Origin of the sequence: Caballeronia sp. BR00000012568055, from assembly GCF_029439455.1 — a bacterium.
In the GTDB taxonomy this organism is placed as follows: Bacteria; Pseudomonadota; Gammaproteobacteria; order Burkholderiales; family Burkholderiaceae; genus Caballeronia.
In genome coordinates this window covers 413-7,788 of sequence record NZ_JAQFVG010000233.1, presented here as the reverse complement: position 1 = coordinate 7,788, position 7,376 = coordinate 413, and the positions used below count along the sequence as shown (strand labels likewise).

Below are 7,376 nucleotides of genomic sequence, written 5' to 3'. Positions count from 1 at the left end.
GCTCGGCTTGCCGAAAACGCTTGTTACGCGCGAAGCGTATATCCGCGATCTTTCGCTGATGCTCGATGCCTGCGCTAATCGTAGGATTCCGATCTATATCAGCTCGGCGGGCGGTCCCGGCATTCGCGAACACGTGGATTTCATGGTCGATGTGATCGCGGAGATCGCGCAGCGCGACGGTTATCGCTTCAAGGTCGCGAAGATTTATTCGGACGTGGACGCATCTTTTGTGCGCGATGCGCTTGGCAGCGGTCGCATTTCGCCGTGCGCATCCGCGCCTGAATTGAAGGCGGAGGATATCGGTGCGTCGTCGCATATCGTCGCGCAAATGGGCGCGGAGCCGTTCGCGAAGGCCTTGCGCGAGCATCCGGACCTCGACATCATCATCGCCGGCCGTTCGTACGATCCTGCGCCGTTCGCGGGCTTGTGCATGCTGCATGGTATCGAGCCGGGCATTTACTGGCATATGGGCAAGATCGTCGAATGCGGCGCGAACTGCGCGGAGCCGAAGGGCAAGGTGATTCTCGCCACCATTCGCCGCGACAGTTTCGACCTCGAACCGATGAACCCGCTGGAGCGCTGCACGCCTGCATCGGTGGCGGCGCATACGCTGTACGAGAAGACGCGCCCCGATCTTCTGACCGGTCCCGGCGGCGTGCTCGATCTGCGCGAGGCGACCTACGAGCAGCTCACGGAACGTGCCGTGCGCGTGCGCGGCAGCCGCTTCATCCCCGCCGATGACTACACCGTGAAGCTCGAAGGCGCGGGCGTGGTCGGCATGCGCACGATCTTTATCGGCGGGATTCGCGATCCGATTCTCGTCGGCCAGATCGACGATTTTCTGGCGCGCATCAAAGCCTACGCGCATGAAACCTATCCCGAGCTGCGCGATGGCCGCGCGATGCTCAACTTCCACGTCTACGGCAAGAACGGCGTGATGGGCAGCTTCGAGCCGCTCGCGGACACGGTGCTGCACGAAATCGGTCTGCTCGGCGAAGTGACCGCGCCCACGCAGGAACTCGCCAATGCCATTTGCAGCAGCGTGCGGATCGACGTGCTGCATACGCCTTATCCGGGACAAGTGGCCACTGCAGGTAACTTCGCCATTCCGCTGAATCCGCCGGAGAATCCGATCGGCCCGGTCTGTAAATTCACGGTCTATCACGTGATGAAGATCGACGACGCCGTGTCCCTGTTTTCGATCGAAATCGTGGAGGTTTGATCAGCATGACGAATAATGTACCAACGCTGCGCGATCTCGCCAAAGTGATCCGCAGCAAGAACTCCGGCCCGTTCGAAATCACCTTCGACGTCATCTTCGACAACGTGCCGACTTACGAGCGCGTCAAAGCCAGCGGTGCGCTGACCGAAGCGCTGATCTGCAAGCTCTACAACGTCACGAAGGAAGACATCGTCACGATGATGTTCTTCGATCCCGCGCGCGCCTTCAAGCTGACCCTCAAGCGCTCGTGGGCGCAAGGCAGCGTCGGTGAACGCGATACGTTCGGCGCTCAGCAGCACGCGCCACTTCTGACCGTGGAGATTCCCGGCGTCTGATTTGCAGCTACAAAAAAACAAACTAATGGAGACAAGATGGTCAACGATTCGGATATCCGGCGAGTGTCATTCGCCAGCGCTATCGGCGCGACGTTGGAGTGGTACGACTTCTTTATTTTCGGATCGGCGGCGGCGCTGGTCTTCAACAAGCTGTTTTTTCCCGCATTCGATCCGGTAGCGGGCACTATCGCATCCCTGGCGAGTTTTGCGATCGGGTTTATCGCGCGTCCGGTGGGTGGCATCGTGTTCGGGCATTACGGCGACAAGATCGGTCGCAAGGCGATGCTCGTCATCAGCCTGATGATGATGGGCACGGTGACTTTCGTGATCGGACTGTTGCCGACGTATCAGAGCATCGGTCTCGGTGCGCCGATTCTGCTGACCGCGCTGCGCTTTCTGCAAGGCTTTGCGGTCGGTGGCGAGTGGGGCGGCGCGACATTGATGGTGGTCGAACATTCGCCCGCAAACAAACGCGGCTATTACGGAAGCTGGCCGCAAATGGGCATTTGCGCGGCGCTGATTCTTTCCAGCGGCGTGATGACCCTCGCTACATCGATGACCACGCCCGAGCAATTTGCGGCATGGGGATGGCGCATTCCGTTCCTGTTGTCGGGCGTCCTCGTGGTGTTCGGCGTAATCATTCGACGTCGCGTGTCGGAATCGCCGAGCTTCAAGAAATTACAACGTTCGCATACCGAAGCAAAATTACCGATCGCAACCGTGCTCGCGACGCAGAAGAAACGCACGTTCCAGATCGTGATGGCGCAGGCGGCGGAAAATACGAGCTTCTTTGTGATTTCGGTGTATGCGCTGGTGTATCTCACGCAGAATCAGCACATCGACAAGCCGCTGGCGTTGCGCGCGTTGCTGATCGCATCGTTTGCGACGCTGATTGCGCAGCCGTTCTTCGGCAAGTTGTCGGATAAGATCGGACGCAAGAAGGTGTATATGGGCGGGATGATCTTTCTCGGCGCGTTTATTTTCCCGTTCTTCCATATGCTTTCATCGGGCAGCTATCCGATGATCGTCGCGGCGATGACGCTTGCGCTCACCATCGGTCTCGGTACGACGCTCGCCGTGCAGCCTGCGCTGATCAGCGAGCAATATCCGGCGGCGATCCGCTATAGCGGCGTGTCGGTGGCGTATCAACTGGCGACGGTCATCTGGAGCGGCCCGACGCCGATTCTCGCCGCGATGTTCGTGATGTGGGCGGGTGGATACTGGCTGCTGGCGGCGTATATCGTGTTCGCGGCGGTGGTGTCGGTGCTTGGCATCATGCCGCTGCGCGAAGCGGCGGGTGTAGAACTCGCGAGTCTCGAAGATGGTTCGGATCGCAACGTGACGCACGGAATGGCATCGATCAATACGGCATTGCAGGGAGAACGTGCATCGTGATTCGCTTCAGGATTGGTCATGTAACGGCGACGCTGATTCAGGAAACAGTCGATAAATCATTCGATTTCCTAAAGTTTTTCCCTCAGGCCGACGCAGAACTGCGCGACGAGAATCTTTCGTGGATGGCCCCCGGCCATTACGATCCGGCGACTGGCCGCATGTTGCTCAGCATGCACTCGTGGTTGCTGGACACGGGCCGTCACAAGATTCTGATCGATGGCTGCGTGGGCAATGACAAGGACCGGCCGGGCCGTCCGGACTGGTGCAATTTGCAGACGCCGTTTCTCGACCGGCTCGCGCTTGCGGGCGCGACTCCGGAACAGATCGACTACGTGTTGTGCACGCATCTGCATGCGGATCATGTGGGCTGGAATACGCGGTTGATTGGTGACCGCTGGGTTCCTACGTTTCGTAATGCAAAGTATGTGTTCTCGAAGACCGAGAACGACTACTGGGCCGCGCGCTATGCGGCGGATGCGAAGAACCACCACATTCTCGGCTATGTGGACAGCGTGTTACCGGTGATCGAAGCAGGACAAGCGATGATCGTCGATGACTACGCGGAGATTGCCGATTGTTTGTCGATCGAACCCGCGCCGGGACATACGCCGGGGCACGTGGCGATCTGGCTGAAGTCGAAGGAAGAATATGCCGTGATGACTGGCGATATCTTGCATCATCCGATTCAGGTGAAGTATCCGCAGTGGAGTTGCTTCGGGTGTATCGATCAGACGCTTTCTGCGCGGACGCGTCGGAGCGTGCTGGAAGCGACTTGCGAGCGGCGCGCGTTGTTGCTGCCGGGGCATTTTATGGCGCCGCACGCGGGGTATGTGGATGAGGGTGTGGGCGGTGGGTTTGCGTTGAGGTGGGCGGAGTAGAGGAGCGCCCCGTCACGCGGGGCGCTTGCACATGAATCAATCGCGATTCAGCGCCGTGTTCAACATTCGCAGCAGCGTCTTTCCGTCCGGCGTGAAGTCGGTGCCGAAGCGCACGAGACCGGCCTGACGCATATGGCACACCATCGTGAAACTCAGCAGCATGCCGGGCTCCGGCTCCTTGATTTCGATATCGACCGACTTCAAACGCGGTTCGTATTCCAGCAGCGTTGCCTCGATCTCGTTCTTTAGCCGATGCGAGGACGCCGGCATATGCCGATAAATCTCGGACAAATCGTCCAGCCCATAAGCCGGCAGATGCGCGAGCGCGCGCCTGCGGCTGTTCAAAATGCGCTGGATGTTGTCCTGCACGGAATGGAACGTCTGGTCTTCGGGCGAATGCTCGTGAATGGCCGAGCCATCCGCGAAATGGCCTGTGATGCGTTCGAAGAGGCCGGGGCCTGCGCGCGTGGGCATGTTCGTATCGTCCACTCAATGCGCCATACGCACGACCGATGCATCCAGCCATCCGTTGATCGCGAACCACATCAATCCCAGTGCGACACACGCGAGCGCGGCGCAAGTGAGCGGCGATATTCGGCTCGTCCACGAACGCGAAGCGTTTGCCTTCACGACGATCGAGGCGTCGTTGGTCGCTTCGCTGGTTGCCGATAACCCAAGCCGCTGATCGATGCTCCGTCTGAAGCGGGCACGCGCTTCCTCGCCTTCGCGTGCAAAGCGGCCCAGAAAACCCAGATCCAGCACCGCGCCGAAGATCTCCAGCAGCAGGCGCTCGGTACGCGCCTGTTCAAGCCAGCGCTCCATGCGCCGTACGAGTTCTTCGCCTGCGTCGTTGCTCCTGAACTTGCCCAGTTGCAAAGGATTGAATTCCCAGGTGTCGCGCTCGTCGCCGATTAAGCAGCGCAGCGCCGTCTCGTCGATCAGGGCGCATTGCGCGTACTGAGCGTCTTCAATCATTTCAGGCGACATTCCGCGCATACGAAGCTCCGCGCCCAACTGATCGAACTGCTTTTGCGCATCGGCGAGCAGCGTTTCGGCGGAGGGTTTCGCGTCACCATGAAGATCGGCAATCGTGATCGCCGTGTCGCGCAGTGCGACGGGCAGCAAGTCGATCATGGCGCTCATGTCGGCAACACCGCGTAAAGCTCGAGCGACACTTCCGGAATCGATGCCGGCACATAGAACTGACATGCGCGGGCGGCCGTCATGCGTTTGAACGCTGGGTGCGCCGCGTCGAGCGCGAAGTACTGGTTCTCGACACGCACGGGAATGGCAGCGGGCAGCCGCGACATCGACTTGATTGGGATGCCGGACAGCGCGGAGTTGACGATCTGCTCGACTTCATCCGGCGCGCCTGCCTTGCACAAGCGCGGAAACTGTTCAATGAGCGCATGCGCGGGCATCGCGGCCTGAACCGAGAGATAGTAATCGGCGCCTTCCACGAGCCGTTCTTCCTTGATGAGGCCGGTCCACATCGTGCCGCGTACGCGTTCCAGCGCGATAGGCACGACGCGTGACGGAATCACCGTATCGAGCAGATTGCGAATCAGCGATTCGAGTTCCGCGAACACGGGTTCGGGCGCGGCGTGGTCGTAAGGTGGAATGGCCTGCAGCGTGTCCGTAGTGGAGAACGTCAGCAGCGATCCCGCCAGCTTCGACAACAACGCGTAAAGCCGCTCGGGATGCTGATTCGGCGCCTGCACGAGACGCGCGAGTTCCGGCCACGACGAATTGACACTGTGCAAGAGCCAGAACAGGGAGACATCGGCGACGGCGAAATCGGCAATCTGATCCGAGCGCTCGCGCCGGCGCACCGCAAGGCTGCCGCTCTTGGCGCTGAGAATTTCGGACAGACGTTTCAGCCGCTCGACCAACGTTCCGTTCGCCGACAGAAACAGGCACGGCGGCACGAACGAAGCATCCGGTTCGAATCGTCCTTGGGCATTGCGGATCAGCCGCGCCACCGGGCACGTCACGTAATCGCCTTGCTCCTCGAAGTCGAACAGCAGTGAAACGATATGACGCTCGACGCTGATTTCCTCTTTGCCTTCGCCGTGGAGATCATCGACATGCAGGTATTCACGCACGAACCGGCGTGGCCGCGCGGGCTTCGCTCCCGCTTCGATGCAATTGTTGCCCTTGGCATCGACGAGAGCCACGCCCGCAAGCACGGTGACGGCGTCGTGCCGGGTCGATACATCGTCGAGACTGCGCGCGGCCGGAAGCCAGTCGGACGTTTCACTGTCGATGAAGGTGCCATCGGGCAAACGCAGAGACAGGTTCGTGAATTGCATCCGATTGACGCCGAGCGCTTGTGTATCGATCGCCACGCGGACGACGCCCCAGGGATCGGGACTCGCCATATCGGCGATCCGCGCATTGGCGAACTGTTCCCATAGCGCCTGTTGCTGGAAGTGCTGTGGCGTCATGAAGACGCCTTGTGCCCAAAGGGGACGAGTTATTCTCATTGTGTGAAATGTCGATGTTGATTCGATAAGCGTTGACGCGCTTCGTCAGTTCTTGGCTCGTGGCATTTGCGATACGAGACTCAGATCGACGTCCATGCCTTCGACCTGAAAGTGCGGCACGACGAAGAGCTTGACGCGGAAAAAGCCGGGGTTATCTTCGATATCCTCGACTTCGACATGCGCCTTTCGCAGCGGATGCGCTGCTTGCAAAGCGTCGCCTGCGTCTGTCATTTCCGTGACGAGTGTTTTGATCCAGGTATTCAGTTCAAGCTCGAGCAGCCGTCGGTCCTTGGTCGTACCGATGTTTTCGCGCTGGATCATCTTCAGGCAATGCGCGATTCTCGACAGCAGGAAGATATAAGGCAGTCGCGCGTTCACCCGGCTGTTCGCGCTGGCCTCCTTGGTGTCGAACACTTCGGGATGCTGGACGGAATGCGCGGAATAGAAGCACGCGTGGTCGTGGTTCTTATAGTGCGACAACGCGATCAGGCCGAGTTCAGCGAACTCGTATTCGCGGGTCTCGGGAACCAGCGCCTCGGTCGTGATCTTGCCGAGACGACCCGCGCCGAGGTCGTAAAGTTGAGTAGGCAAGTTCTCGACGAGTCCACCCGATTGCGGGCCGCGAATCTGGACGCACCAGCCATTGCGCGCAAAACTGCGCACCAGATTCGTCGCGAAGGCGAATGACGCGTTCGCCCAAAGAAAGCCGCGCGCGCCCGCTTGCCTGATCTCTTCGATGTAGTTGCCGGTGTGCGCCGCGCCGTCATCACAACCATATGGAAGACGGGCGAGAAATCGCGGCAGTGTCAGGCCGAGATAGCGCGCGTCCGGACTTTCCCGCAACGCGTTCCACTTCTGATATTCCGGGCGATCGAAATGATCGATCAGGTCGCGGATGCTGACGACGTCTTCCATTGTCTCCTTGCCGAAGAATCGGGCCGATACCGCGCCGATAAAAGGCATATGCGCCGCAGCCGATACTTTCGAAAGGTCGCGAAGCAACGCGATGTCTTGCGCGCTGTTATCGAACTCGAAGTTCGAGATCAACGCCGAGATGGGA

General features: G+C 59.7%; 8 protein-coding genes. 4 read left to right on the top strand and 4 right to left on the bottom strand.

Features of this window, described 5'->3' with window-relative positions:
• The 4 genes from P7F28_RS10445 to P7F28_RS10430 all read left to right on the top strand — a co-directional run.
• Positions 1–1,222: acyclic terpene utilization AtuA family protein (locus tag P7F28_RS10445; RefSeq protein ID WP_277184410.1), on the top strand; the 1,222-nt coding region annotated here is incomplete at its 5' end.
• Between the two features lie 5 nt (positions 1,223–1,227).
• On the top strand, positions 1,228–1,557 hold the full coding sequence (locus P7F28_RS10440; RefSeq protein WP_277184409.1) for a DUF4387 domain-containing protein: 330 nt from the start codon (positions 1,228–1,230) through the stop codon (positions 1,555–1,557).
• Positions 1,558–1,593: 36 nt separating this feature from the next.
• Positions 1,594–2,952, top strand: a complete 1,359-nt coding sequence (locus tag P7F28_RS10435) for an MFS transporter (protein WP_277184408.1) — start codon at positions 1,594–1,596, stop codon at positions 2,950–2,952.
• Positions 2,949–3,830 carry an MBL fold metallo-hydrolase gene (locus tag P7F28_RS10430; RefSeq protein WP_277184407.1) on the top strand — a complete coding sequence of 294 codons (882 nt, stop codon included), beginning with the start codon at positions 2,949–2,951 and terminating at the stop codon, positions 3,828–3,830. The genes P7F28_RS10435 and P7F28_RS10430 overlap by 4 nt, the downstream gene beginning before the upstream one ends.
• A 36-nt stretch (positions 3,831–3,866) precedes the next feature.
• Here the strand turns inward: P7F28_RS10430 and tssE are convergent, their stop codons facing one another.
• The 4 genes from tssE to tssC all read right to left on the bottom strand — a co-directional run.
• Positions 3,867–4,304, bottom strand: coding sequence for a type VI secretion system baseplate subunit TssE (gene tssE, locus P7F28_RS10425; protein WP_277184411.1), 438 nt, complete (start codon positions 4,302–4,304; stop codon positions 3,867–3,869).
• 15 nt (positions 4,305–4,319) lie between these two features.
• Positions 4,320–4,973, bottom strand: coding sequence for a DotU/TssL family secretion system protein (locus tag P7F28_RS10420; RefSeq protein ID WP_277184406.1), 654 nt, complete (start codon positions 4,971–4,973; stop codon positions 4,320–4,322).
• Positions 4,970–6,316, bottom strand: a complete 1,347-nt coding sequence (gene tssK, locus P7F28_RS10415; protein WP_277184405.1) for a type VI secretion system baseplate subunit TssK — start codon at positions 6,314–6,316, stop codon at positions 4,970–4,972. Before tssK ends, P7F28_RS10420 begins: the two co-directional genes overlap by 4 nt.
• Positions 6,317–6,361: 45 nt before the next feature.
• Positions 6,362–7,376, bottom strand: a 1,015-nt coding sequence (tssC, locus tag P7F28_RS10410; RefSeq protein ID WP_277184404.1) for a type VI secretion system contractile sheath large subunit, incomplete at its 5' end; no start/stop codon positions are given.

Coding starts and splice junctions, on each gene's coding strand:
- P7F28_RS10435 (WP_277184408.1), top strand. CDS start 1,594: ATGGTCAACGATTCGGATATCCGGCGAGTGTCATTCGCCAGCGCTATC.
- P7F28_RS10420 (WP_277184406.1), bottom strand. CDS start 4,973: ATGAGCGCCATGATCGACTTGCTGCCCGTCGCACTGCGCGACACGGCG.
- P7F28_RS10440 (WP_277184409.1), top strand. CDS start 1,228: ATGACGAATAATGTACCAACGCTGCGCGATCTCGCCAAAGTGATCCGC.
- tssK (WP_277184405.1), bottom strand. CDS start 6,316: ATGAGAATAACTCGTCCCCTTTGGGCACAAGGCGTCTTCATGACGCCA.
- tssE (WP_277184411.1), bottom strand. CDS start 4,304: ATGCCCACGCGCGCAGGCCCCGGCCTCTTCGAACGCATCACAGGCCAT.